This window comes from uncultured Mailhella sp. (assembly GCF_963931295.1).
Taxonomy (GTDB): domain Bacteria; phylum Desulfobacterota; class Desulfovibrionia; order Desulfovibrionales; family Desulfovibrionaceae; genus Mailhella.
On the sequence record NZ_OZ007001.1, the window covers coordinates 2,060,072 to 2,083,857 of the forward strand.

Here is a 23,786-nt window from a genome sequence, read left to right on the forward strand (position 1 = left end):
TTATGTCTTTTCTTCGTCATATATGTCTGACGCTTTTTCTGCTTTCCGGCGGACTTATGGTCGCTGCGCCGGTTCAGGCCGCGTCTTCCTCCGATATGAACGCGCAGCTTGAGGCGCTGCTCAGGGAGCATCCTGAGCTTATTCTGAACGTGCTCAAGGATCACAGCGAAGAGCTGCTCGACATTGTTCAGCAGGGCTCGGACAAGCGCCGTCGCGCCGTGCTGCTGCGTCAGTGGGAAACGGAAATCGATCAGCCCAAGCAGGTGGCGCTGGAAGGTCGTCCCGTGGGCGGACCTGCCGACGCGCCCGTGACGATTATCGCCTTTTCCGACTTTCTCTGCACCTACTGCCATCAGGCCGCCTACACGGTGGGCAATCTGATGAAGCGGTATCCGGGCAAGATTCGTCTCGTGTTCAAGCAGATACCCAAGACGCAGGCCGGCCGCGTGGCCGGCGAATGGTTCATTGCCGCCTATCAGATGGACAGGGCGAAGGCGTGGAAGATGTACGCGCTTACCTTCGACCGTCAGAAGGAGGTGGAAGAAGACGTGCTCTCCGCCATGCGCGCTATTGCCGCCGAGGCCGGATTTGACGCCAAGGCCGTGGAAGCCGCAGTGAAGAGCAAGGCCAAGGAACTCGACGCCCTCATGGCGGGCGACGCCGCCGACGCCAACGCGCTGGGCTTTGTGGGCACGCCGTATTTTCTCGTGAACAATATGGTGCTGCGCGGCGCGCTTCCCATGGAAAACTTCATAGACGCCGTGGAAATGGCTCTCAAGCATACGGCGGCCAAGTAAACTCATGATTGTATCTTCCGATCCGAACGCGCTCCGCAGGCAGGGGGCGTGGACTTCCTGCACGGCCACCGTCGGCAATTTCGACGGCGTGCATCGCGGGCATCAGGCGCTGCTGAGCAGCACGGTGAACAACGCCCGCGAGCGTCAGGTGCCCTCCGTGGCGATCACGTTTGATCCTCATCCCGTTTCGGTGCTTTCGGCCCGCGCGCCCAAGGAACTGTGTTCCACGGCGCAGCGGCTCGAATACATGGAAGAGCTCGGCATCGACGCCGTGCTTCTGCTGCCGTTCACCAAGGAACTGGCGTCCCGCGGGGCCGATGACTTTTGTCGTCATGTGCTTGAGGATTCGCTGGCAGTGAGCGAGCTTTTTGTCGGATACGATTTCCGCATGGGGCGGGATCAGGCCGGAGCGGATGCGCTGCGCGCCTGCATTCCGCACGTCACGCAGGTGGAAGCCGTGCTTGTGGACGGCGCGCCCGTGAGTTCCACGCGCATCCGCAAGGCACTGGCCGAAGGGCGACTTGACGAGGCGAATCTGCTTCTCGGGCGTCCTTTTTCCGTGCAGGGAGAAGTCGTTCACGGCGAAGGTCGGGGAGGGCCGCTTCTGGGCATACCCACGGCCAATCTCGATGTTCCCCACACGCAGGCCATGACGGCCCCGGCCGTGTACGCCACGTCGGCCCGTCTGCTGGACGGCGAAGGCGCGGGAGAGTGGCGCATGTCCGTGACGAGCTTCTGCAAGAATCCCACCTTCGACGGCTCCGCGCTGACCTTGGAGACGCACATCATGGATTTTTCCGGCGACATCTACGGCAGGGAACTGGAAGTGCGCTTTCTTGCGAAACTGCGTCAGGATCGTCGCTTCGACGGGCTGGACGCGCTCATAGCACAGCTGCACGCCGACATGGACGAGCGCCGCAGACTTCCGCTCTGAGCGCTGCGGAGGCGGCGTTTCGTCTGAACCCCGCGCCGCTTCGTCAGGCATTTGAAAAGGATCCGCTTTTCGAAAGCGGGTCTTTTTTTTCGGCGCTGGGCGACGAATCTGCAGCGTCGCAGACAGATTCCGCACCTGACCGGACGCGGCACGGGCTGCCCGCAGGTCTGGCTGCTCGTCAGGCGCACGGCGTCCTGCTGCGTCTATAACCGGGGACAGCGCGCGGGCGGCCGTTGCGGCACGGCCCCGGAAAAAAGGCTTGCCCGCGGGCCTGTCTTCGTGTACAACACACGGTTGTGGAAAGGTAGCGAAGAGGCCGTAACGCGCTCGACTCGAAATCGAGTTATCGGTGATGAGCCGGTACGTGGGTTCGAATCCCACCCTTTCCGCCAGGATAGATACTGAGAAAGTCCCATAAGGTACATAAACCCTTGTGGGACTTATTTTTTTTTAAAAATCAAAGTCCCGCATAATCCAGCAAGCAACATGGACGTACCCCCAAAATTGGGGGTACATTTGGGGGTATCGTGCGAAAATATCGGATGGTGCCCTTGAAAATACCCCCAAATGGAGTAAATCATGCGAAAAGTCAATATGTTATCTGCTAAAGAAGTCGAAACGGCGAAGCCTCAGAAAAGGGCCTACAAGCTTATAGATGGAGAAGGGCTCTACCTGTATGTCACGCCTGCCGGTGGCAAGTTATGGAGGTTGAAATACAGAAGGCCTGATGACAAGGAAGATACTCTGTGCCTTGGAATGCTGGCTCATGTTTCTCTGAAAAAAGCTCGTGAGCTTAAGCTGGAAGCCAAGAAAAAGCTGGCTGAAGGGATTGACCCCAAGGAGGAGAAAAAGCGTCTGAAAAGCGACGCAGAGGCTGAAAAACGGAAGGTGGTCTTAACCTTTGAGAAGGTAGGTCGGGAATGGTTTGAAAAGAAGAGTCTCGACAAGCAGGAAGGGTATAAGAAGCTTTTGAGGAATCGACTGGAGAATCAGATTTTTCCTGCATTTGGCTCTGTAGCCATGGAAGATATCGACGCTCCCACTATTCTTAATGCGTTGAGGAAAGTGGAAAATCGTGGTTCTTATGACATGGCTAAAAGACTGGCCAGGATAACCCGTCAGATATGCTCCTATGCCGTTGCCTGCGGATATGTGAAACACAATGCGGCTTCTGAGATCATGGCCGGATTGTCTTCCGGGGGATCCGTTCAGCATCGAGCGGCAATTACTGACCCAAAGCAGGTGGGGCAGCTTCTCCGGGCACTGGATGAGTACGACGGCTGCTTTACCATAAAATATGCCTTGCGCATTCTCCCGTATGTTTTTGTACGCTCTCAGGAGTTGCGTGGAGCAAAGTGGAAGGAAATAGATTTCCAGAAGGCTCTGTGGACCATTCCGGCGGAGCGCATGAAGATGAAAAAAGTCCATGTGGTTCCACTGGCTCGTCAGGTCTTGGCTATCCTTGGGGAGCTTTATGGTATGACCGGAGCAGATGAACTGGTTTTTCCCAGTCCTCAGAGCAGATCCCGGTGTATTTCCGATATGGGGCTTCTCAATGCCTTGCGACGTCTGGGCTATGATAAGGACCAGATGTGCATTCATGGTTTTCGGGCTATGGCCTCGACACTGCTCAATGAGCAGCAGTATCCATCCGATATCATTGAAATGCAGCTTGCACACAGCGAGAGAGATAACTCCCGGCGTCCCTATAACCGAGCACAGTACCTGAAGGAGCGTCAAAAGATGATGCAGGAGTGGGCTGATTATCTGGACAAACTGAGGGCGGCAGCCTGAGCGTTGGCGGGGATGGGAGCATCTCGTGAAGCATCCGTCTGTTCATGGAAATTGCTTGACTGGGGAGCAGTGGTGATCATACTCTGAAAAAGCTTGGGGGAGTCGTTGTCGTTTTCCTCCATGTTATGACAGCCCCAGCCAGATATGACCTTGTGGAAGTGGGATCGAGTCGATTGCGACCGCGCTGTATTCACCATCTACCTGTTCTTTGATAATTGATAGGGAATGCCGGGGATCTTCCTGCCCGCAAGACAAGGGGGGAAGATATTGAGGTTCGGCGGGTTCGTCATGATTTTATTTTTTGAATTTACATGAAATATTCCAAGTGGCTACCTCTTAATGACACGAAATATGACAAGATGATGAGGGTGTTATGAATATGCTGCATGTAAGGGTAAGGAAAAATGAAAGTTCGTTCTCAGGTGTATCCGCTTCGTTATTTTTCTGCAAAAGAGTGTGCTCAGTTTCTTGGTATCGGTAGATCGACCTTCTGGTCATGGGTCAAACAAGGGAAGGTTTCTCCCGGTGTCCTATTCTCTGCCCGTGTAAGACGCTGGTCCGAAGAGGAACTTCGTGAGCTCATAGAGAAGAGGAAGCAAAGTACGCCCCCGTTGGCTGCCGACTTCTAGTTTGTGACAGATGCCCTTGCGCTTTGCGTGAGGGCTTTTTTTGTATGCGGACTTGAGACTGATGGTTCGCTGCCTTAAGAGCGTTCAGCGCATATTACCTGTATGGCATTCCTTGAGAGGGGTGGAAGTTTCAAGTTGGGGATTCCCTGCCCCCTACCGGTGAACTGGTGGGACTGCGTATGCCATATCAATTTCCCCTTGCGTTTTTTGGGAAGAGGTCCTATGAAGTTTGTGTACGCGGACCTCAACGCGTACTCCGATCTACTGCAGAGATTGAGAAAACAAAGGGCTTTGACCCATATAATTATGAAATAGCCGTCCGGCCTGTACATCCGGATGAGCATGATTAGCTACAATACTTTGAATTACTTGAATTAATTACTCGAATCACTTGAATTAATTACTTGAATTACTTCTGATCTATCTTAGCTAATTAAGTTTTTCTCTTCGAGACAGGGAGTTTCTCCCGAAGCCTGCTGTTTTCCGTTTTCTCTCGTTTTCGGGCCGTCTTCGCTTCAAGGTCGTTGCGCGCCTTCCTTGCGTTGCTGCGAAGGGCTGTGCCTGTTTCGGGGGCACACGGTATTGAGGTTTTACTATGCCAAGCTATCGCCCGCGCTTTTCGCGGAGTATTCGTGTGGCCGTTCTCGCCGATGTCTTAGGTGTCAGGCAATCAACCATCTGGCATTGGCGGGCTGAGGGCAATCTGCCCGATCCTTTCTGTCTTTCAACTCGTGTAACAGTCTGGGCGCTGAAGGAAGTTCTCGCCTTCGTTGAGCAGAAGCGCGACTTCTCTCTTTAGGCCTATCTTCGAGTACGTCATGCCGTACAGGGTAGGCTTGCTATTGCGCTTCATCAGCCATCCTTATGCTGCTCCTGATGCAGCCTTTCTCGGCATGCATACGTACTCTCTTGTCATCCTGGGCAGAGCTGGTCTCTGCTGGCTCTGCTCTTATTCACATTGGAGTCTCTATGCTCACGAGTTCATATAATGATTTTTTTTGGTCCCTTCTTACCGACTCTCAACTGCCTTCCGCCTTCATTATTCAGCTGACTCCCTCGAAAGACCTCAAGTGCTTTCCCTACCCTGTTGGGCCGTTGGAAAAGCATCCCCGCATCGAGGTGTTGGGACGCTGCTGTGATGGCTCCAGCCGTCAGTGGAGCATAAAAATGCGCTGGAATACCCCGAAGGGGATACAGGTGCAAAATCTTCCAGAAACTAAAATCCAGGACGATTACAAGGCGAAAAACTTTACCCTTCTTCCCAGGTACGGGTGTCCCATCACTCTTGATTATGGAAAGTCTCTTCATGATTTTCTTCAGGAGATCAGGAACGAACTCCCGGTTATCGTTGACGTGCAGACTCCCGGATGGTTTCAGGATAGCCAGTATGTTCTCCCGGAGGAGAGTGTAGGAGTGACGGCGGAGACCATTCCTTACTTGTCTTCTGACGGCTACCAGGAAATGTACAGGTGTCGGGGCACTCTTGAGGGGTGGAAGAAACTTGCCGAGCTGGCTTGTGGGAATACCAGGCTGGAGTTCGCTCTCTGCAGCGCATTTGCCGCGCCGCTGCTTCGTCTCCTGAATGTTGAAGGCGGAGGATTCCATTTCGTGGGCAAGTCCTCTTCGGGCAAGACAACGGCCCTCACCGTTGCCTCGACCGTTTGGGGGCACAAAGTCAGATCATGGCGAACCACCGAGAACGGACTGGAGCATGTAGCGAAGAGCCATAACGACAGTCTGCTTCTTCTGGATGAAATCGGCGAAGTCAATGGCAGGCAGCTTGAAAACATCTGCTACATGCTGGCCAACGGAGAAGGCAAAAGCAGATCTACCCCGTCAGGCAGGCAGCAGCGCTCTTCTTCCTGGCGTCTTCTGTTCCTTTCTACGGGAGAGGTCGGGCTTGCGGAAAAGATGGCTTCCAGACAGGGGCCCAAAACAGGTCAGGAAGTACGGTTTGTCCCCATCCAGGTTTGCAAGGAGATGTTGAGAAGCCTGCACGACTATCCCGATGCAGCATCTTTCATTGAAGCTGTCAAAGACCTCGCCATGGAAAATCAGGGCTTCGCAGGCAGGGCCTTTTTAACCTGGCTGACAACCGATATGCGTAGCAAGCTGGAAACTCTTCAGGCAGCGCGAAAAGAAAAAGAGCAGCTACTGCTGAGCTCCCGTGATGGAAACAGGGAGGAAACCGTTCAGCGTATTGCCACTCGATTCGCTGTAGTCTGGGCAGCGGGAGAAGCCGCTCAGCAAGCCGGAATTCTTCCCGGAACGATGAATGTCGGAGCTGCGGTCAGAAGCTGCTTCACGAGCTGGAGGAACCTCTATCAAACGCCGGAGGAGAAGCTCAGAAATCAGTTTTTCAAGAAGCTCATCCTTACGCTGGATAGAGACGCCGCGCATTTCGTTCCGCTCGGCAGAGGGGCCAAGCCGGTCAATAAGCAGTACGGTTTTACCCGAAAAGTGGACGATCAGGTGGAATACCTTTTCTTTCCGTCCGCGTTCAGAACGCTGTTCTCCAGTTCTCGCGATAGTATCCGCTGGCTCAAGGACAAAGGCTGGTTGCACTGCGGCCGGGAGCGCAACACACTGGAAGTCAGGGTCGGCTCTGAAAAGAAACATTTCTATGTCATTGCCAGGCGTCCGAAGAGTTCCAATGCTGACAGGGAGCAGAACAACGAATAATCTGGCCCGAGAATAGCGAGTCAGGGAGTTCACCGCTTATGTGGTGGGCTCCTTTTTTTTGAGCTCTGTCCAGCGTGTCGTACATTATTCGTCTGTTGTCTTCACTTTGTCGTCAGTGATAGTGACGACAAAAAATGATCATAATCTGTTGTTATTGATCCATTAATTTTTCTGTCGTCAATGTCGGCACTATTTTTTGATACAAGTATGCCAGCATAAAAAAATCCCCGCCAGAATATGGTACTGACGGGGATAATGAGGGACAATATCAGGGAGAGACAGATCGTTTGCCGATAGGCATGGGATTATTCCTCTTCCGGGATATCCCAGGAGTCGGTGTGAACGATGACTCCGTTCCGGATCTCAAAGACTCCGCCGAAGCCCTGTTCCTCTTCCCATCGCCATTGCCAGTACCCTTCAGGGCATGAGGTGGCCATGACTTCCGTAAACGTCTCAGGATAGCTCCAGGGTGTATCGAAGAAGTAGCTGGTGTCGTCATGTTTCCGGCAGCAGGCATCCCACTTGCAGCCCCAATGGCTGTTTGTGAAGGTGTACCAGTCTGCGGCTCCGAATCGGCTGATGAGATTTCGGGCACACTCGGCGGTACAGCAGCTTTCGATAAAGCCGGACGGATGCTCAACATAAAGCAGTCCTTCCTGCTCATACTCCGTGCATACCCGTTCCACATATCGATCCTTGAACGCCTGCATTTCTTCGGGGGAAACGATTCTGTTCGGAGAACTGGTTTTTGAGAGCTCACGCGGAAGAGGGACAAGCCTGCTGAAGCAGAATTCGCCTTTCTCATCCACAATGCGCTCACGAGTGAACGAAACAGCCGCTTCATTGAGCGGGGTCACGGTGTTGGATACCCAGTTTGGCATAACAGCCTCCTTAAATAGCAAAAGCCGGACTCCGTGAGGAATCCGGCGATTTGCGGTTGATGGTGTTATGAGGTGAGAGATACGGATCTACAGATCCGACATGATGTAAAACTTTCGGCAGCAAGGGCAGAAGAGAAGTTGTTTTCTGAGGCGGTTATGCCGGATCTTTTGACCACGGACGTGTACGTTGAACAAGTTCCACAGGAACCGGAAGTCAACCGGTATCATCATATCTGATGAACACTTTGGGCAGTACATGACAGCTCCTTTCTAAAAGTGATTTTGGTATAGTCGTAAATAATATTTTTATATGTAATACCAGTGTTAATATACCTTAGGTTCAGGACTCATTAAATATAAAAGATGACAATGGCAGCGAGACAAATGGCCGAAAAGAACGTGTGTGCACAACGGTCATAACGCATGGCTATTCTGCGCCAATCCTTGAGTCGGCCGAACATGATTTCTATCTTGTGCCGCTGCTTATAAACCTCCTTGTCATAGACCACCGGAGTTTTTCGGCTGTGTCTGCCAGGAATACACGGCGTGATTCCTTTACGGGACAAGGCATGACGAAACCAGTCGGCATCATAGCCTCTATCCGCCAGAAGCTCCCTGGCCTGCGGCAGAGTATCAAGCAGGACAGCAGCGCCTTTGTAGTCGCTCACCTGACCGCCGGACAGATGGAAGGCCAACGGTTGACCGAAGGCATTGCAGACAGCGTGGAGTTTTGAATTCAGGCCGCCTTTTGTGCGTCCGATACATCGGGAAAGGCCCCTTTTTTCAGCAAACTTGCTGCTGTCCTGTGTGCCTTGAGATGTGTGGTATCAATCATCAAGCGTGTTGTGGAGCCGTTTTGTTCAACAAGCTCCGCAAAAATCCTGTTAAAGACACCCAATCGGCTCCAGCGGATAAAACGATTGTAGAGAGTTTTGTATGGTCCATACTCGCGCGGGGCATCTTTCCATTGCAGGCCATGCTTGATGACATAGATAATGCCGCTGACGACACGCCTGTCATCGACTCTCGGAATGCCGTGGGAACGAGGAAAGTAGCGTTTGATACGAGCAATCTGTTCATGAGAAAGATAAAAAAGTTCCTTCATGGCATCCTCCCTATACCGACAATAAGAACTTTTTATCCTTTTGGCAATTAATGAGTCCTGAGTCTAGGACAGCCCCTTTTATTTTCATGAGGACTGAGACTTCGTTACTGATCAGAACTTGGCAGAAATACTGTGCTTATGTTTTGAAAAAAATTTTTTGGAGATTTTTATCCGACCTTTCAAGGCATGGTGCAATGGTTTGACTTTATGATATGATGTTTGTTAAGCATGCTATAGTATCTCGGCACGCATCGGATTTGTTTATGTCTATGAATAAAAAAAGAGGTCGATATGAGTGAACTCATAACGGCCTCTTTTATGAAAATGGATAATGTTACAGGTTACCCTCTGTCACGCCAGGATGTTTTTATGGAACCGTCGTCCATCTTTGTCACGTCGATCATCTTGTCGGCAAGGAGCGGGTTGGTGAACGTGAAATCCGAGCGTTTGTGATTACCTCGGGTTTCCTTACGTTCCAGAGCGGAGCGCATGATGCATTCAGCGCAGTCGAACAAATCGAGTACTTCTGCCGCACGCATGAGAGTATGGGAACAGGATGCCTTCATGCCGGCGTTCGTTTCCTCACGCAGCTGAGCGAGATAGCCGAGACCGGCCTTGAGCAGCGATTCCGAGCGTACATGGTAAGGCCCCACATTGGCGTAGTCGCTCATGATCTGGGTAAGGGCGATGTTGGCTTCCTGCCAGTCGGCACCGATCTTTCTGTCCATAAAGGAGGAAAGAAGTTCCATCTTGGCCTGGATGGCAGGATTGGAGGCGAGATCCGCGCTGCCCTTGGCCGTGGCGGCGTCGGCAGCAGCGGCATGGCCGGCTCTCCAGCCCATCCAGGCGGCAAGACCGAGACCGCAGCCCGCGTTGCCTACCATGTCGCCGGCGGCGTAGAGGCCGGGAACGGTAGTCCGGCCGTTCTTGTCCACGTCAAGTCCGCGCCCGTGCAGAATGGGTTCGAAGCGGGTGAATTCCACGGCATGCTTGGCGGGATCTATGCCCTTATCGTCCATGTAGCCGATAAGCGCGGACAGTCCTTCGTCGAACATGGCCTTGCGCATGTAGGCCAGTGTTTCGGGCGTGTTTTCCGAACAGTCGAGATAGGCGGGGCCGCGACCGTTATGCATGACATCGAGGAAGGCGGAGTTCCAGATATCGGAGGTCACGTCGCCGTACTCAGGATCGGGTTTGGTCACGAAGGGACCGAGAGGTTTGCCGTCCGGATAGCGGTATACACCTATCCATGTGGCCTTGCCTGCACGCTGAATATACTTGGTACCGGCATGCGTGTAGGGGATTTCCATGTTCACCATGCTGGCGCCGATACGCCATCCGAGAGCCTGACCTCCGGCATTGTTGGGGCAATGGGCAGTGTTGAACATATAATTGGGCGTGGTGCCGTTCACATACAGGCGGTGAGTCAGACCGGTGGACAGAATGACGCACGGAGCACTGACCAGCACAAAGGAGGGGGCAGGTGTGCTGGTATCAATAGCGAGAGCACCGCATACCCGGCCGTTTTCCTTGGCGAGTTCCACAACAGGATGGTGATTGAGCACCGTAACGCCGTGTTTCTTCATCTGTTCGACGAGCACGGACTTCTGCTTGCGGCCGTCGAATTTCAGGAAGGCGCGGGGTTTGCCGGGCAGGGCGTGCCCCTGGAAGTTCCAGCGGCCGAGAGGACGCATGTTGATGCCCCATTCCTCCCACTTCTTCACGATGTCGAAGCTTTCCAGAAGATGCAGGCGCATAAGCTCCACGTCCTTGGCCTGGCCGACAAGGCTTCCCAAGAGTTCCTTAAGAACAGGTTCGACGTCATCACCATGAACTTCAGGGCAGTAGCAGGTGAAATGGTCGTTGCCCGTGGCTCCAGAGCCGGATCGCTTCACATTGCATTTTTCGAGAACCACGACTCTCTTGGCCCCGGCTTCCGCCGCAGCTATGGCCGCCATGGGGCCGCCAATGCCTCCGCCTACGATGACCACATCGGCTTCAATGGTTTTGGAAACAGGAATCATGATTTCGCCTCCTGGGGGTTAAGGGCGTCGGCATTGATGTGAAGGAGAGTGAAGGCAAGAGGGATGCGGAGCTGTATGGCCCCCTTGGGGCAGTCGATCACGCAGGAATCGCAGTGCCAGCATTCATCGGGGAACTTTACCTGAGGAGTTTTGTCCTTGGTGCGGTCGAAGACAAAAATATTTGAGTTGCATATGTCGGCACAGGTGCCGCAGCCTACGCATTTATCGGGATCAATGATGGGGGGCATGAGCGTACTCCTTTTGAGAAAAGGGGCTGCCTTGCGGCAGCTCCGATAAAATCAGTTCCAGCACTGACGCCATTCCTTGTGAACAACGCCGTTTTCCTGCCATACATCCAGGAATTTGTCGGAAAGCAGGGGGTTGGTGAACGTGTAATCGGAACGCATGTGCATGCCGCGTGTTTCCTTGCGTTCCAGTGCCGCGTGCATGATGATTTCGCCGTTGTCCATGAGATCGAGCGTTTCGATGGCCCGCATGAGACTGTGGGCGTCGGGCACGGATATTTCTTCAATGGCGTTCTTGCGCAGGTCGGCCATGTACTTCAGACCGGCGGCAAGAAGCGTTTCGGAGCGCAGACGGTGCGGGCCTGCGGCGGCGTAGGAGTCCATGATCTGCTGAACGGCAAGGTTGGCTTCCTTCCATGCGGCGCCGCCCTCGCGCTCCATAAAGCTGCTGTAGAGCGCAGCGCGTTCCGCAACCCAAGGAGACTTTTCAGCATCCTTAAGTTCGCTCGCGGCAGCAGTAGAACCGGCGTGGCGTCCGGCGATCCAGCCGTAAACGGCAGCACCTGCGATATCGGCACGGAAGTTACCAACCATATCACCGGCAGCATAAAGACCGGGAATAGAGGTCTGGCCGTCGATGTCGATTTCAAGGCCGCGGCCGATAATGTGAGGTTCGTACTGCATGAATTCCACGGCGTGCTTGGACACGTCGAGTCCGGTGCGGTCCATGTAGTCCACCAGCGTGGTCAGGCCTTCGCTGATCATGCCTTCGCGCATGAAGGCGAGGTCATCGGGCTTCGTCTGGGAACAGTCGATGTAGGCAGGGCCGCTGCCGTTCAGGAGCACATCGGTATATGCGGAGTTCCATACGTCGCAGGTGATGTCGCCGACATAGCGCGTAGCTCTGTCTACGAAGGGGCCAAGCAGTTTGCCGTTGGGATACTTGTATACACCGATCCAGGTGGACTTGCCGGCACGGGCGAAGAACTTGGGGCCGGCGTGTCTGTTGGGCATTTCCATGTTTACGAGCTTGGCACCGATACGCCAGGACTGAGCCTGGGCTGCACCTGCGCAGGCAGGGCAGAATGCCGTATTGAAGGGCCAGCCGGGAGTACCGGCAGCAGGATACAGACGGTTCGCGGTACCGGTGGCAAGAACAACCTTCTTGGCACGAATGACGGTGAAGCTGGGGATATCTCTGGAAACATCCAGCGCAAGAGCACCTGCTATTTCACCGTCGACTTTGATAAGCTCGACGACAGGCATGTGGTTGACAATGTCCACGCCTTCCTTCCTGGCCTGGCGGGTCAGAACCTGCTTCTGATTATGACCGTCGTACTTCAGCCAGATACGGGGACGATCGGGATAGGCGTGTCCCATAAACTCATAGTCGTCGCTGAAGGGCTTCATATTGATGCCCCATTCATACCAACGGTTCACCATGGGAAGGGATTCTTCCAGAAAACGCAAAGACAGCTTTTCATCATGGAAAGCACCCACCATGCTCTGACGCAGTTCCTTGAGAATGACTTTTATATCGTCGCCGTGCGCTTTCGGATAGTAGCAGGCAAAATGATCGTTACCAGTGGCGCCCGAACCGGAACGACGTGTATCGGCCTTTTCGGCCACCAGAGTTTTGGCGCCGGACTGCGCAGACGCTATGGCCGCGCAAAGTCCACCTATGCCGCCGCCGATAACCAGAACATCAGTAGAAATGGGAGCATTGAATTCAAGCATGGCGGTCTCCTAAGCGTGAAGGGTATCTGCATCAACATGCAGAACCATGTAGTTAAGGGGCAGACGCAGTTCAACGGCCTTGGACGGGCAGTCCAGCACGCAGGCGTTGCAGTGCCAGCATTCTTCCGGGTAAGCCACGCGGGGTACCTGCCCTTTTTCGTGCTTGAATATGTTCATGGGGCAGATGGTTGCGCACATGCCGCAGTGGGTGCAGCGGTCAGCATGGATGACGGGAGGCATAGGAAACTCCTTGATGCGGTTGGCCTACATGAGGCTGGGGATAAAGAGGGAAATCTGAGGGAAGGCGATAATGAGCGCGAGGCAGATGAACAGAGCAAGCACGAAGGGGATGGCCGCCTTGAAGATCAACCCGAGGGGAACGTCCGCCACGCCTTTCATGACGAACAGGTTAATGCCGGCCATCTGTCCGCGCAGTACGCAGGTTCTTTTATCAGCGTTATTTCATTTCGCTTACAGGAAATAAAACCTGAATTTTTTAAGACAGATAACGCAGTTGCAACAGTTACACGGTGCATTCCAAGAGCGTCAGCTATGGTTTGCTGTGACGTTTTTATACATTTTGTGTCATCTTTTTCTTTTATATGTTCTATTTGATCAATTATATAGTGTAGTACCCGCTCTTCCGGCTTATGTATCAATAATGAAACAAGCTCTCCTGTCATGCACCTGATTTTCTGAGCTTGAGCATTGATAAAAAGAGTACGAAATTCAGGCGAAGTATCGATAAGATTCCTCGCAGTACGCAGGGGAATTTTTATATATGTAGTTGGAACTTCTGCAACGACTCTGAATATTGTTGGAAAATTATCGTACAAATGCGCTTCACCATAAAACATATTTCTAATAATAAACATACATTTCTTTTCTTTACCATCGGAAGACATCGCATTTAATGATAGTTTGCCATTTATAATATAGTAAATACATTTAAGAATATCTCCGGTGTTTGCCAACTGATTCCCAGCCATAATGCTTTCCCGTTCTCCCATTTTTAAAATAAAATCAGGAAATACTATATCATCCTGATGTATAAAATAAGAGAAATTGAAATCTACCGGCATAGTGATCTCCGTATAGTTGAAAGACTCCGGACTTTATTATCATGCTAAATTAAAGTCCGGAGCCACGTCAATTATGCTAGGTATTTCATCGGTGCACCAAGCGTGGCAGGCAGAGGCAGCCTGAATGAAATGGCGCTGCTGGGGCAGTCAAGCATACAGGAGGAGCAGTGAATGCACTCGTCAGGATACTTGACATACGGCTTGCCATCCTTCATGGCAAGCACGTCGCCGGGGCAGATGTTGACGCAGGTACCGCAGCCTGTGCATTTACCGCAATGGTAGCATTCCATAGCCTGCTCTTCCAGAGAATCCAGAGGAGCCAGTCGATCTCTGAAGGTAAGCTGGTCATTGTAGAAGGTCTTATTCTTCAGATCTTCATAGTGAACGGTGGTGACAGGCTTGGCATCCTCAGGAAAATCCAAGGGCATACGCTTGCGCTCTACTCCATCAGCAAGGATACGAATCCATGCAATGTCCTTGAGCTGGCATCCATGCAGACGACAGTCCACTTCGCAGGCCGCGAGTCGGACTTCCTGAACCCAGGCCACGGTGTTGTTCTTCTTTTGAGGGATAACACAGACTTTCTGGCACGCAATAGATTCGGCTTCATTTTCCACCATAATGATATCGTACTGACACTCAATGGTCGATATCTCAGGAGTCTCGGGGCAAAAAGCTACACCGTGGTCGGCCAGGTACTGCTTTACGCCTCGTTCAGGCAATCCAGATCCGCCATCAACAGAAGCATCCCCCATAACCGTAATAGTATGTCCGAGACGATACAGGAAATACGCCATGGTAAGAGCTTCGACATTTGTACCTATGACGGCAACCGTATAGCCTGTAGGTTCTCCACAGGGAGGATTTGCATCGGGAAGACAGGAGGCTGCCAACTGAGCCAGACGGGCAATGGGAACAGGCTTGGAAGTATGCTGTCTTTTATTACAGGCCGATTCGCAGGGCTTTGCGCAGCTTTCACACATAGAACCGGGGAACGGGGTAATATCCAGAAGGACAGCCAGGGCTTCTTCCTTCCTGTCGTCAGCCAGAAGTTTATTCATCAGAGAAATAGGCGTTCCGGCAGGACAGGCTGCCTGACAGGGCGGACGACGAAGCGTCATCGCAGGGTGGATATACAGATATGCAGAGGTATCCTCATAGCTAAACTTGGGAGGCATGATATTTCTCCTTATGTAAAAAGTATTGGCAGCAAAGCCTAGTCGTCCAGCGTATGGGGAGCACGCCAGCGGAAGTTAGGCTTCCCGTCAGCAATGGAATAAAGAAGGAACTTGGCCATGTCCGGATTTTCAGTGTCATAATCTACACGCTTGAAGGGATCGTATCTATCCAAACGGGTTTCCTTTCTTTCCTTCGAGGTCCTGAGAGCTGCTTCAGCGATATCCATAAGGTTGAAGGCCTCAAGGCAACGACCAAGCTCATGCTGATTCGCCGCCGCCAGAGTGAGTTCAGCGCGACGACGTACACGGGCAAGCTGTTCGAGGCCAGCGTCGAGAAGGTCCTCATATTTATATTCGCAGCAGTAATGTGACATGATGTCCTGACATGCGCCGGAAGCCTCCTGCCAGCTTGCTCCCTGCGTTCTTTCTCTCATGCAGGTCAGTCTGTCCTTCTGGAATGCAATAAGATCACTGAATATGGACATGTCGGCATTGTCTTCATTCTTGGCAAGAATAGCAGCGTGTTCGCCGACGAGCTTACCAAAGACGTAAGAGCCGGGAGAAACGGAGCGCTTCATGCTGCCGACCACTTCACCGCCCGCAGCAAGCAGACCGGGAATATTAGTTTCGCCCTGAACGGTGGGAGCATAGCCGCCGGTGATTTCAGGCTCGTAGGCAGAGTACTCAATACGGGTCTTCATGGGGTCAAGGCCACATTCCTTGAACTGCTGGAGCAAAATCTGGTTTCCTTCATTGGAAAGAGCCCAGCACATGTAATCAAAGTCTTCCTTGGAAGTATTGAGACAGCTCATGTACATGGGGCCACGGCCTGCCCGGTATGCATTGATGATATCACCATAGGACTCAACGGCGGAGTCGATCTGCGTACGGGTACTGGTGGCTTTCTTGCCAGAGAGAGCGTTACCAGCGGAGTCTTCCACGACACCAATCCAAGTACCGCGGCCAGGCTTACAGAAGTGATGCAGACCGGCCCAGCGGGTGAAAAATTCCATACGTACGACTTCGGCACCCGCACGGATACCCATGGCAATGCCGTCACCCGTACCGAACGGATGCCGCTGACGGTTGAAGTCAAGACAAGTCGCCGCAGGGAATACTCTTGAAATGCCGCCGGTAGCAATGACGACAATCTTTGCCGAAATTACGTAGATAACCGGTTCGCGTAAACCTATGCCCCAGGCTCCGACAACCTTGCCGTTGTCTTTGAGCAGGTCAACGATCATGACTCGGTTGAGAATGTCGGTGCCGCATTCTCTGGCCTTCTTTTCAAACATGACCTTCTGATCCCGCCCGGCCCAGTGCATAAAGCTGGGAACACGGTGGATTTTCTTAACAAAGCGGTACGTTCCATCCGTTTTGAACGGGAATCCCCAGCTTTCAAGCTCCTTGATGCGGTCGCCGATATTTTCCGCAATGGTAAGGATCATATCCTGATCCTGCATAGGACCAAGTTTCGCAATATGATCTTCCACCAGCTGACGCGGAGTGAATCCCAGTGGATCATGAAATTCGGGCAGATAGCACCATGTATGGTCAACGCCTGATGTAGCATTACCACTACGTCGTACATGACCCTTATCAACAAGAATGACAGAAGGGCCGAGTTCTCGTGCCCTGATGGCAGCGGAACAACCGGCAAGCCCTCCACCAATCACAAGGACATCAGTGTGCATGCTTCTTGTACTGAACATAGAATTTTTCATTGTGACCTCCTAAGTTGAGGTTGAACATAAAACTACGCGCCCCATGCAGGAAGCAAAACAGGGCCGAGGTAATAGCAGAGAAGGAAGGAAATGATGGAAATCGAGATGGTGGTTATGAGGCCTGTGATAAGGAAGTCTCTGGAGTGGACATATTCTCCGCCGCCTACCATTGCAGCAGCCACTGTCAGAGAGGAGAAGGGGAAGCATGTAGCGATGTTGCAGGCAAAACCGACAGAAAGACAAGCGGCTATGGGATGGAATCCGTAACCGATGGCCAAGTTAGCCATGATGGGGATAAGAAGAGCAGCCAGAGCAAGGTTCGTCACAACCTGAGAAGCCAGCCCGGTAATGACAACAAAGATGAACCACACCCAAGCTCCGGACAGATCACCGGCAAGAACCTGTATTTGGTTTGCAGCCCATTTATCCAATCCGCCCATGAGAAGAACGTTACCAAAGGAAAGAGTACCGATCTGAATGACCAGAATACCCCAGCCGATGTGCTTCAGAGCCTGCTCCCAGTTCATGGAAAAGATAATCTTACCGCTTTTTTCATCCTTACGAAGCGGAATAAGAAAAGTCATCGCCCCCATAAACACGGCAACAACCGGGGCTGAAAGCATTTTGACGCCAGCCTTCCAGCCGATGAGATTGGCAAGCTGGGGGCCGAAGCACCAGAGGATGAAAGCGAATACCATAACGAAGATGGCGATATGCTCGTACCTAGTTATCGGACCGAGATCCTCAAGCTTCTTGCGCAGATATTCTTCAGGCACAGGAAGATTGGCCTCTTTACCTTTTAAAGGCAGTGCAAAACCGGAAATGAAGAAAATGACGAAAAGCGCGATCAGAACAAGTGGAATACCAAGAGCAGACCATTCCCAGAAGGTTATAGAATACTGCAAAGAGGTCGCGATGAGCGCGATAACAACCATGTTCGGAGCACCGCCGATAGGCGTTGCTGCGCCGCCGACCGCAGGCGCGATTGCGGAGAACACGCATAGGGAGCGCATTAGATTGGACTTTTTGTCCAGTTGGCAGGCACGTCCGATCATAACAGCGATGGAGACAAAGAGAATAGCCAAGGGTACGTTCGGAGCAATGGCTGACATAAGTCCGACGCCAAAAATGAAAACAAACAGAAGCCGTTTTGAACTCCCTTTGACAAATGGAAAATTAAAGCACCAGTAGGCATATCTCTCGATGAAGTTGCTCTCTTTCCACAGACCGACGATAATGGTCGCGCCGAAAATAAGCATCATCGAAGGGTCACCGAGAACAGAAAACACTTTGGCAGGAGTGAGGACTCCGAGGAAGCCAAAAATGGGGATACTCATGATGGATGTAACAGGCATGGAGAAAATGTCCGTCAGCCACCACAACATCAGCCATACGCAGCCGGCAAGACAGGTCATGCCCTGTGGAGCCATACCGTCCATCGGCGGAAGATCCTTGATAAACACACATGCGATAGGTCCTGACAGAAAACAGAGAAGCTGTTTGACAGAGGGAGAAATCCGTACGGCCATAAAAGTCCTCCTGGTGTGAGAGACGATTTTCGTGGTGCCTCATGCTTGGATCTTTGATCTAAAAAATACAAAAGGCTGAAATCGCCAACGATTAAGATCTGATTATCTGAAACGTACGTGAAAAATATATTTTTTTCTGTCAGATTAACTACATTCAGCTAAAAATTTCTCTTTTTTTGAGACAAAATGTCTTTCCCTGAAAATATTTTTAATTTTAATTAGGTTCAGGACTCATTAAATATAAAAGATGACAATGGCAGCGAGACAAATGGCCGAAAAGAACGTGTGTGCACAACGGTCATAACGCATGGCTATTCTGCGCCAATCCTTGAGTCGGCCGAACATGATTTCTATCTTGTGCCGCTGCTTATAAACCTCCTTGTCATAGACCACCGGAGTTTTTCGGCTGTGTCTGCCAGGAATACACGGCGTGATTCCTTTACGGGACAAGGCATGACGAAACCAGTCGGCATCATAGCCTCTATCCGCCAGAAGCTCCCTGGCCTGCGGCAGAGTATCAAGCAGGACAGCAGCGCCTTTGTAGTCGCTCACCTGACCGCCGGACAGATGGAAGGCCAACGGTTGACCGAAGGCATTGCAGACAGCGTGGAGTTTTGAATTCAGGCCGCCTTTTGTGCGTCCGATACATCGGGAAAGGCCCCTTTTTTCAGCAAACTTGCTGCTGTCCTGTGTGCCTTGAGATGTGTGGTATCAATCATCAAGCGTGTTGTGGAGCCGTTTTGTTCAACAAGCTCCGCAAAAATCCTGTTAAAGACACCCAATCGGCTCCAGCGGATAAAACGATTGTAGAGAGTTTTGTATGGTCCATACTCGCGCGGGGCATCTTTCCATTGCAGGCCGTGCTTGATGACATAGATAATGCCGCTGACGACACGCCTGTCATCGACTCTCGGAATGCCGTGGGAACGAGGAAAGTAGCGTTTGATACGAGCAATCTGTTCATGAGAAAGATAAAAAAGTTCCTTCACGGCATCCTCCCTATGCCGACAATAAGAACTTTTTACCCTTTTGGCAATTAATGAGTCCTGAGCCTAAGGTCATGATGGCACCGTCGGCAACATCAAGCCCCATATTTCCGCTGTTGTTGATGATATCACCGAAAATTTTAGCTTCATCACTGACGGAAATGGTAGCGGTACCTGCATCGGCAATGACGTTGCCGTTGATTGTTCCACCGTTCAGCTCGATCTTCAGGTTCTCCGTCGTTCCGCCGGTCGCTTCCTTGTAGATGGCATTCCCCTGGTATCCCGCAATATTACCACCGTTGATGAAGATGGTGGCGTTTTCTACCTGGGAATTATGAGAGCCATTGGTAATGATATTATGAACAGTGGCACCGTCTCCGACCGTAATGGTCACGTTCTCTACAGTGTCGTTGTCACCGCCCGCAAAGATGGTTTCAACCTCGCTGTTTCCCGAGACGGTGATGGTGGACGTTCCGACATGACCGCTGTCACTGCCGCCGTATACGGTAACGTCAGAAGCGTCTGTATTATTAATGGTGATGGTAGATTCATTTGTGATGGAGGTACCGTTAATCGTTCCATCTTCTTCGGCCACCGCCACACCTCCAGCCCAGATCAGCGTATTCCCTACCTTAGCTCCGTCAATGCTGATAGCGGATTTCTCTACAATGGATGTGCCACCGTTGGCAGCTATGCCGCCGCCACGGATGGGGCAGGGCTCTTCTTCTCCTTCTTCCATAAGACCGGTGAAGGAACCTCCATTAATGGAAATGGAGGCATCCTTAACCGTAGCTGTCACATCTTTACCGAAGGCAAGGCTGCCGGCATTGAGCTCGCCTGTAAAGGGTTTGTTAGTCAGGGAAATCGAGGTGGTATCAAGAGTGCTGTCGTCAGAAGTGACTTTGCTGCCCGCAGCATATTTTCCACTGTCAGGGTCTACTGTTGCGGCCCCGTCCTTAAAAATGACTCCATCCGTCAGGTCGCTTAAATCAACGGCATTCGCGCAGGACGTTCCTCCCATGACCAGCATGGACGCAACGGCCAGCGAACCAAATACATTGATCAGCGTGCATTTTTTCAAAACTGCCCTATACCTGTTGATAAGGTTTCCTATGGCACCTTTGGTAAGCATTCCGACTCCTCCTGAATACTTATAATACTTTGAAATCCTTTTAAGAAAAAGAAGAGCGTATTTCTCCGGTATTTGTTGGGAGAAGTACATCCGAAGTTTTTCAAAGGTTAAAAATGTATACTATCATATACTTTTCAGGTCAAGTTACCCACTACTTGTGAGGTATGGAAAGCAACCCTTCCCTTCAGGTAGCCACAGGCACCGTCATTCTTCGAGAACGGCGAAAGAGGCACTTAACTCAGCAGGCTCTCGCAGATCAGGCAGGTCTTCAGAGAGTCTACATTGTCGGGATTGAAGCGGGGAAAAGATCCGCTAGCCTCGCTGTTATTTTTGCTCTGGCTCAGGCTATGGGAATGACTGCCGCCGAACTCGTCAGGAAAATACAGGACGAGTTAGCAAAATACTAACCAGCTTATTTTTCAAAGAAAAATATTTCATCAAGCCCTGTATTTAATACAGGGCTTTTTCATATAGAAATAGTATCAGATAGGAGGTTTTATTATGATTACTGACTATCTGAAAGCCGGTTTTCCCGCCATCCTGTTACAGACTCAGGAACCGCATCGAGCGGATGAACTCATGAGGAAGATTCCCGAATGGCAGATATGCCGTTGGGATTGTGTCTCCGGTGTTCACGGCATGGCCCCGTCATCCTTCACTCTCAACGAAATCCAAAACCCTGTCGAAGCTGTCCAATGGCTTTCCACCGTGAAGGATACGGTGCTCATCGCCCATGGACTCCAGCACTTTCTTGATGATCCCGTCGTCTGCCAGTCCATCCTCAATGGAATTCTTCGCTGGAAGAGCGTCGGCAACTGTCTGGTCATGGTCTCTCCATTACCTGCGCTGCCGATTCAACTCCAACCATTCTTTCATCTCATCGAGATGAAGCTGCCCGATGAAGAGGCGTTGATGCGCCTGCAGGCCGAGATCGGCGAAACCACCAACATCAGGACAAACCGCAAAGCCTCAAGGCTCGCCACAGGTTTGACTGAATTTCAGGCAGAAACTGCCTTCAGCTTATCGCTGGTGAAGAAAGGCTATTTCAGTTCCAAGGTCATCACTGAAGCCAAAGCGCAGATGATTAAGAAGTCTGGTCTGCTGGAGCTTTATCCCTCTGTCGACATGCAGAACGTAGGGGGCCTGAAAAGACTGAAAAGCTACATCCAGAACCGCGCACAGGCCTACGCTCCTGATTCGTCGCTTCCCAAGCCCAAAGGAATCCTTCTTGTGGGTATTCCGGGAACAGGCAAATCACTGTCCGCCCGTGCCGTCGCTTCCATGCTGGATTTCCCTCTGCTTCGTCTGGATATAGGGCAGCTCAAAAATTCCCTTGTCGGCGAGTCGGAACGGAGAATTCGAGAAGCGACCAAGGTGATAGACGCCTTCGGCAACTGTGTCCTTTTCCTCGATGAACTCGAAAAAATGTTCGGAGGAGTCAAAGGCAACGGAAGCAGCGACGGCGGAACCACCAGCGGCATGTTCTCTCATTTCCTCACATGGATGAATGATCAGAACAAGGCGTTCATTGTGGCTACGGCAAACAACATCAGGGAATTGCCTGCGGAGTTTTTGCGCTCCGGCAGATTTGATTCCATCTGGTTTGTCGACCTTCCTGCTCTTGAGGAGCGCAGGGAGATTATTGCCATCATGAACAGAAAATACGGAACTGCCATGCCCCTTGAATGGGCGGAGCAGCTGAACGGATACACCGGTTCCGAACTGGAGCAGATTATCAGGGATTCCCTCTTTGACGGTCTGGAAGAAGCCAGAAAGAACCTGATTCCGCTTTCCCGAACCATGAAGGAAGAAATTGACGCCTTGCGTTCCTGGGCCATGTCCAGAGCAAGAATAGCCAATACTCCCGACGAGGCTCCACAGGAAGTGAGAAAAATCCGTTCCGTAGCCAGAAAAACTCTTACCCCAGCCAAGTGAGGCAACCATGTCACACATCGCTAAAATCAAACTTCAGATTAAGGACCTGAACATTCTCAAGAGAACCTGCGAACGGCTCAATCTTCGCTTCGTGGAAAACCAGAAAACCTATACGTGGTATGGGCGAGTGGTGCATCCCGAAGATTTGAAGATTCACACGGATATTACCGAGGAACAACTCGGCAAATGTGACCATGCCATACAGGTTCCCACGGCCAAACTCGGCTATGAGATCGGCGTCATCAGACGTGGAGATGAATACATCCTGCTCTTTGACGACTGGGATCAGGGACTCAGAAAGGCTGTCGGCCATCATGGCGAACTGCTCAAGCAGGCATACACGGCGGAAGTCGTGAAGGCCCAGGCAAAACGCCATAACTATTTCTACTCGGAAAAGAAGGTCGACAATACCCTGAAAATAACCCTGACCGCAGTGTAGGAGAACAGCATGAAGACCATCACCATTTCCATCGACGCCACAGGCGAAGTCACTTTGGAAACTTCCGGTTTCAAGGGCAAATCGTGCCTGGAAGCTTCGGAATTCATCAAGCAGGTTCTCGGGGAGGAAATCTCCCGTGAACTGACACCTCTTTCCTATATTAATAAGGAAGGGAAAGAAGTGACCCGTCATGTTCCCGTGTGCAGGAACGGCGGTTATTCCATCCATTAGGAGTCCGACGTGTCGTATTCTGATATCTTCAAGGATGCGGCGCTTCTTCAGCTCACGGCAACCTGCTGGAGCATTGACAGAAAACTGCCGCCCGCACTTCTGGCTGAGGTCGGGAACGTGGACTACCTGAAAGGACGAAAACTTCTCCTTGATCCGGAATCCACGGCTCCCATCAAACAAATAACCGGCAAGGCCCGAAACTACATCCGAAAGCTGGCCTTGCCATTTCCCATTCGAGGCTGTGTCCTCGTGCCACGGAAGCTGATCCCGACAATACAGGATCAGCTTTCAACATTTAAGAACGATTACGATTGTTCCGTGGAAAGTTTTCTCTACTGGTATCCTTCCGCCATCACGGAAGCAGCGGAGAAGCTGGGAGAGCTTTTTGATCAATTGGACTATCCTTCTGCCGATCAGCTGAAGGGCCGCTTTCGCTTTGAATGGCGTTACCTCACGGTCGGCCCGTCCACATCACGAATACTCCCTGCCTCTCTGTATCAGGAGGAAATGACCAAGTTCAAGGAACTCATGGCGCAGGCACGTCAGGAAGCCGAAGAGGCACTGAGAATGGAATTTGTCGATCTGGTATCCAATCTGACCGACAAGCTGAACGGAACCGACGGAATGCCAAAACGCCTCCGGTCTTCCGCTGTGGAAAACCTGCATGAGTTTTTGTCTCACTTCGATGACAGGAACATCTTTCAGGATGAATAGCTGGAGTC

Annotated in this window: 22 protein-coding genes and 1 tRNA gene; 10 read left to right on the forward strand and 13 right to left on the reverse strand. The window is 51.7% G+C overall.

Annotated features, from left to right (window positions below):
- Window positions 1-2: 2 nt before the first annotated feature.
- The 6 genes from ABGT79_RS08620 to ABGT79_RS08645 all read left to right on the forward strand — a co-directional run bounded on the left by ABGT79_RS08620 (window position 3) and on the right by ABGT79_RS08645 (window position 6,836).
- Window positions 3-797, forward strand: coding sequence for a thioredoxin domain-containing protein (locus ABGT79_RS08620; protein WP_346665839.1), 795 nt, complete (start codon window positions 3-5; stop codon window positions 795-797).
- A 4-nt stretch (window positions 798-801) separates the two neighbouring features.
- Complete coding sequence (ribF, locus tag ABGT79_RS08625) at window positions 802-1,731, forward strand: riboflavin biosynthesis protein RibF (RefSeq protein WP_346665840.1); 930 nt, start codon at window positions 802-804, stop codon at window positions 1,729-1,731.
- Between the two features lie 298 nt (window positions 1,732-2,029).
- Window positions 2,030-2,123, forward strand: a tRNA-Ser gene (locus ABGT79_RS08630).
- A 187-nt stretch (window positions 2,124-2,310) separates the two neighbouring features.
- A complete protein-coding gene (locus ABGT79_RS08635) occupies window positions 2,311-3,525 on the forward strand; it encodes a phage integrase central domain-containing protein (RefSeq protein ID WP_346665841.1) in 1,215 nt (404 codons plus the stop codon).
- A 1,263-nt stretch (window positions 3,526-4,788) separates the two neighbouring features.
- Entirely contained in the window at window positions 4,789-4,953 is a 165-nt protein-coding gene (locus ABGT79_RS08640) for an AlpA family phage regulatory protein (protein WP_346665842.1), read from the forward strand.
- Between the two features lie 170 nt (window positions 4,954-5,123).
- Window positions 5,124-6,836: a DUF927 domain-containing protein gene (locus ABGT79_RS08645; RefSeq protein WP_346665843.1), complete on the forward strand. Its 1,713-nt coding sequence runs from the start codon at window positions 5,124-5,126 to the stop codon at window positions 6,834-6,836.
- A gap of 305 nt (window positions 6,837-7,141) precedes the next feature.
- Here ABGT79_RS08645 and ABGT79_RS08650 read toward each other — a convergent pair whose 3' ends face one another.
- The 13 genes from ABGT79_RS08650 to ABGT79_RS08710 all read right to left on the reverse strand — a co-directional run bounded on the left by ABGT79_RS08650 (window position 7,142) and on the right by ABGT79_RS08710 (window position 20,459).
- On the reverse strand, window positions 7,142-7,717 hold the full coding sequence (locus ABGT79_RS08650) for a hypothetical protein (protein WP_346665844.1): 576 nt from the start codon (window positions 7,715-7,717) through the stop codon (window positions 7,142-7,144).
- A 350-nt stretch (window positions 7,718-8,067) separates the two neighbouring features.
- Window positions 8,068-8,822 (reverse strand): IS5 family transposase gene (locus ABGT79_RS08655; protein ID WP_346664755.1). Its coding sequence is split into 2 segments (ribosomal slippage): window positions 8,068-8,489 and window positions 8,489-8,822, totalling 756 coding nucleotides; the frame shifts between segments, so codons are not numbered across the junction.
- Window positions 8,823-9,163: 341 nt separating this feature from the next.
- The gene (locus ABGT79_RS08660; RefSeq protein WP_346665845.1) at window positions 9,164-10,846 is read right to left on the reverse strand and encodes an FAD-binding protein; all 1,683 of its coding nucleotides are present in this window, start codon (window positions 10,844-10,846) and stop codon (window positions 9,164-9,166) included.
- Window positions 10,843-11,094, reverse strand: coding sequence for a ferredoxin family protein (locus ABGT79_RS08665; RefSeq protein ID WP_346665846.1), 252 nt, complete (start codon window positions 11,092-11,094; stop codon window positions 10,843-10,845). The genes ABGT79_RS08660 and ABGT79_RS08665 overlap by 4 nt, the downstream gene beginning before the upstream one ends.
- 51 nt (window positions 11,095-11,145) lie before the next feature.
- Window positions 11,146-12,828: an FAD-dependent oxidoreductase gene (locus tag ABGT79_RS08670; protein WP_346665847.1), complete on the reverse strand. Its 1,683-nt coding sequence runs from the start codon at window positions 12,826-12,828 to the stop codon at window positions 11,146-11,148.
- A gap of 9 nt (window positions 12,829-12,837) precedes the next feature.
- Window positions 12,838-13,068 carry a ferredoxin family protein gene (locus tag ABGT79_RS08675; RefSeq protein ID WP_346665848.1) on the reverse strand — a complete coding sequence of 77 codons (231 nt, stop codon included), beginning with the start codon at window positions 13,066-13,068 and terminating at the stop codon, window positions 12,838-12,840.
- A gap of 24 nt (window positions 13,069-13,092) precedes the next feature.
- Window positions 13,093-13,251, reverse strand: a complete 159-nt coding sequence (locus ABGT79_RS08680; protein ID WP_346665849.1) for a TRAP transporter large permease subunit — start codon at window positions 13,249-13,251, stop codon at window positions 13,093-13,095.
- Window positions 13,224-13,910, reverse strand: coding sequence for a Crp/Fnr family transcriptional regulator (locus ABGT79_RS08685; protein WP_346665850.1), 687 nt, complete (start codon window positions 13,908-13,910; stop codon window positions 13,224-13,226). Before ABGT79_RS08685 ends, ABGT79_RS08680 begins: the two co-directional genes overlap by 28 nt.
- Window positions 13,911-13,981: 71 nt before the next feature.
- Window positions 13,982-15,088 (reverse strand): 4Fe-4S dicluster domain-containing protein, encoded by a 1,107-nt coding sequence (locus ABGT79_RS08690; protein ID WP_346665851.1) that lies wholly within the window; start codon window positions 15,086-15,088, stop codon window positions 13,982-13,984.
- Between the two features lie 38 nt (window positions 15,089-15,126).
- Entirely contained in the window at window positions 15,127-16,812 is a 1,686-nt protein-coding gene (locus tag ABGT79_RS08695; RefSeq protein WP_346665852.1) for an FAD-dependent oxidoreductase, read from the reverse strand.
- A 32-nt stretch (window positions 16,813-16,844) separates the two neighbouring features.
- The gene (locus ABGT79_RS08700) at window positions 16,845-18,341 is read right to left on the reverse strand and encodes an SLC13 family permease (RefSeq protein ID WP_346665853.1); all 1,497 of its coding nucleotides are present in this window, start codon (window positions 18,339-18,341) and stop codon (window positions 16,845-16,847) included.
- Between the two features lie 234 nt (window positions 18,342-18,575).
- Window positions 18,576-19,330 (reverse strand): IS5 family transposase gene (locus ABGT79_RS08705; protein ID WP_346664755.1). Its coding sequence is split into 2 segments (ribosomal slippage): window positions 18,576-18,997 and window positions 18,997-19,330, totalling 756 coding nucleotides; the frame shifts between segments, so codons are not numbered across the junction.
- Between the two features lie 10 nt (window positions 19,331-19,340).
- Window positions 19,341-20,459, reverse strand: a complete 1,119-nt coding sequence (locus ABGT79_RS08710) for a hypothetical protein (RefSeq protein WP_346665854.1) — start codon at window positions 20,457-20,459, stop codon at window positions 19,341-19,343.
- 501 nt (window positions 20,460-20,960) lie between these two features.
- On the opposite strand from ABGT79_RS08710, the gene ABGT79_RS08715 reads away from it, so the two are divergent.
- Genes ABGT79_RS08715 through ABGT79_RS08730 form a run of 4 tightly spaced genes read left to right on the forward strand, consistent with a single transcriptional unit; the run spans window position 20,961 to window position 23,778 of the window.
- Window positions 20,961-22,394, forward strand: coding sequence for an AAA family ATPase (locus tag ABGT79_RS08715; protein WP_346665855.1), 1,434 nt, complete (start codon window positions 20,961-20,963; stop codon window positions 22,392-22,394).
- A gap of 7 nt (window positions 22,395-22,401) precedes the next feature.
- The gene (locus ABGT79_RS08720; RefSeq protein WP_273524240.1) at window positions 22,402-22,833 is read left to right on the forward strand and encodes a hypothetical protein; all 432 of its coding nucleotides are present in this window, start codon (window positions 22,402-22,404) and stop codon (window positions 22,831-22,833) included.
- Window positions 22,834-22,842: 9 nt separating this feature from the next.
- Window positions 22,843-23,064 (forward strand): DUF2997 domain-containing protein, encoded by a 222-nt coding sequence (locus ABGT79_RS08725; protein WP_346665856.1) that lies wholly within the window; start codon window positions 22,843-22,845, stop codon window positions 23,062-23,064.
- A 9-nt stretch (window positions 23,065-23,073) separates the two neighbouring features.
- Entirely contained in the window at window positions 23,074-23,778 is a 705-nt protein-coding gene (locus ABGT79_RS08730; RefSeq protein WP_346665857.1) for a DUF3150 domain-containing protein, read from the forward strand.
- Window positions 23,779-23,786: the final 8 nt, after the last annotated feature.

Excerpts from the sequence above, each read along its gene's own strand:
- ABGT79_RS08620 (WP_346665839.1), top strand. The coding sequence starts at position 3 with ATGTCTTTTCTTCGTCATATATGTCTGACGCTTTTTCTGCTTTCCGGC.
- ribF (WP_346665840.1), top strand. The coding sequence starts at position 802 with ATGATTGTATCTTCCGATCCGAACGCGCTCCGCAGGCAGGGGGCGTGG.
- ABGT79_RS08635 (WP_346665841.1), top strand. The coding sequence starts at position 2,311 with ATGCGAAAAGTCAATATGTTATCTGCTAAAGAAGTCGAAACGGCGAAG.
- ABGT79_RS08645 (WP_346665843.1), top strand. The coding sequence starts at position 5,124 with ATGCTCACGAGTTCATATAATGATTTTTTTTGGTCCCTTCTTACCGAC.
- ABGT79_RS08650 (WP_346665844.1), bottom strand. The coding sequence starts at position 7,717 with ATGCCAAACTGGGTATCCAACACCGTGACCCCGCTCAATGAAGCGGCT.
- ABGT79_RS08660 (WP_346665845.1), bottom strand. The coding sequence starts at position 10,846 with ATGATTCCTGTTTCCAAAACCATTGAAGCCGATGTGGTCATCGTAGGC.
- ABGT79_RS08665 (WP_346665846.1), bottom strand. The coding sequence starts at position 11,094 with ATGCCCCCCATCATTGATCCCGATAAATGCGTAGGCTGCGGCACCTGT.
- ABGT79_RS08670 (WP_346665847.1), bottom strand. The coding sequence starts at position 12,828 with ATGCTTGAATTCAATGCTCCCATTTCTACTGATGTTCTGGTTATCGGC.
- ABGT79_RS08675 (WP_346665848.1), bottom strand. The coding sequence starts at position 13,068 with ATGCCTCCCGTCATCCATGCTGACCGCTGCACCCACTGCGGCATGTGC.
- ABGT79_RS08680 (WP_346665849.1), bottom strand. The coding sequence starts at position 13,251 with ATGGCCGGCATTAACCTGTTCGTCATGAAAGGCGTGGCGGACGTTCCC.
- ABGT79_RS08685 (WP_346665850.1), bottom strand. The coding sequence starts at position 13,910 with ATGCCGGTAGATTTCAATTTCTCTTATTTTATACATCAGGATGATATA.
- ABGT79_RS08690 (WP_346665851.1), bottom strand. The coding sequence starts at position 15,088 with ATGCCTCCCAAGTTTAGCTATGAGGATACCTCTGCATATCTGTATATC.
- ABGT79_RS08695 (WP_346665852.1), bottom strand. The coding sequence starts at position 16,812 with ATGAAAAATTCTATGTTCAGTACAAGAAGCATGCACACTGATGTCCTT.
- ABGT79_RS08700 (WP_346665853.1), bottom strand. The coding sequence starts at position 18,341 with ATGGCCGTACGGATTTCTCCCTCTGTCAAACAGCTTCTCTGTTTTCTG.
- ABGT79_RS08710 (WP_346665854.1), bottom strand. The coding sequence starts at position 20,459 with ATGCTTACCAAAGGTGCCATAGGAAACCTTATCAACAGGTATAGGGCA.
- ABGT79_RS08715 (WP_346665855.1), top strand. The coding sequence starts at position 20,961 with ATGATTACTGACTATCTGAAAGCCGGTTTTCCCGCCATCCTGTTACAG.
- ABGT79_RS08720 (WP_273524240.1), top strand. The coding sequence starts at position 22,402 with ATGTCACACATCGCTAAAATCAAACTTCAGATTAAGGACCTGAACATT.
- ABGT79_RS08725 (WP_346665856.1), top strand. The coding sequence starts at position 22,843 with ATGAAGACCATCACCATTTCCATCGACGCCACAGGCGAAGTCACTTTG.